This window comes from Mesorhizobium sp. M1A.F.Ca.IN.020.06.1.1 (assembly GCF_004023265.1).
GTDB lineage: Bacteria > Pseudomonadota > Alphaproteobacteria > Rhizobiales > Rhizobiaceae > Mesorhizobium.
On the sequence record NZ_RZSR01001421.1, the window covers coordinates 1 to 1,039 of the forward strand.

The window sequence follows — 1,039 nt, forward strand, 5'->3', positions numbered from 1 at the left end:
GTGCTGATGTTTGACGGGCATGCAGCTGTCGGCGTCTGGCTGGCCAAGCGGACCTTCGCCAACGCGGTTGAAACAGACCAGATGGAGATCCGCAAAGCGCTGGCGTCCCGCGAATTCATCGCGTTTGAAACCACAGGCGTCACTCACCGGCCCGCGTTCACATTCGAGGCGGCGCAGAATGCGCTCGGTATCCGGCTCGCGGAAGAACAGGCGCATGCATTCGTTGCGGCCATCGACGTAAGACGATCGCGCAGCGGCGGTATAACGCCCCTCGCTTCGCATGAGCCTATCCGGCGCAATGCCGCGGAAGAGGAGTCGTCTGCAGTCGTCGCGGCTCTGCCGCTTCCCGCGGCGCCAGCAGGTGGCGAGATGCCAGTCGAGGTCGTTGAGATAAAGCCAACCACAGCCGCCGGTCGCATCGATCGCTGGCAGAAAAAACTGCTCGACCTGACGCTCAGGAACCGCCTTCTCAATTTTCCTGATTCAAAAAAGACGATCCCGTTCTTGTGTACCGACGTCGCCTATCTCGAGGACAGACTGGCGAATGGGGCCGCCGTGCGGCTCATTTCCTTGCCCGAGCAGAACCCTCTGGGGGAGCGAGACGCGGAACTCTATAGGGATGTCCATGGTCGCGATCTGCAACGCGGGTTTGCTGCGGAAGCGCTGCTCAGGGATGAGCTCGCCTCAACGCTGGACGTCCGTCAGCTTGAGGCCAGATTGATCGATCTCTACCGTCAGGTGCGCAATGACTTCGCCGAGGGTGGAGCAAACACGCTATTCCTGGCCGTAGGTTTTCTTCGCTGGAAGAAAAAGCCCGAACATGAACTTAGCTATCGGGCACCGCTTCTCCTGGTACCGGTCCGGCTAGAAAGACGGAGCGCGAGTTCGCGCTTCACGATCCGCTTCCATGAAGACGAGCCGCGGTTCAACGCCACCCTTCTCCAGTTCCTTGAGCGGGAGTTCGAACTTCGCCTTCCGCAGTTCGCCGACGATCTGCCGCTCGACGACAGCGGAATCGATGTGCCGCGCATCCTATCCT

At 60.4% G+C, this 1,039-nt stretch carries 1 protein-coding gene; it reads left to right on the forward strand.

What is annotated here, in order from left to right:
- The coding region (locus tag EOA60_RS34520; RefSeq protein WP_128312709.1) for a DUF4011 domain-containing protein at positions 1–1,039 on the forward strand (1,039 nt) is incomplete at both ends.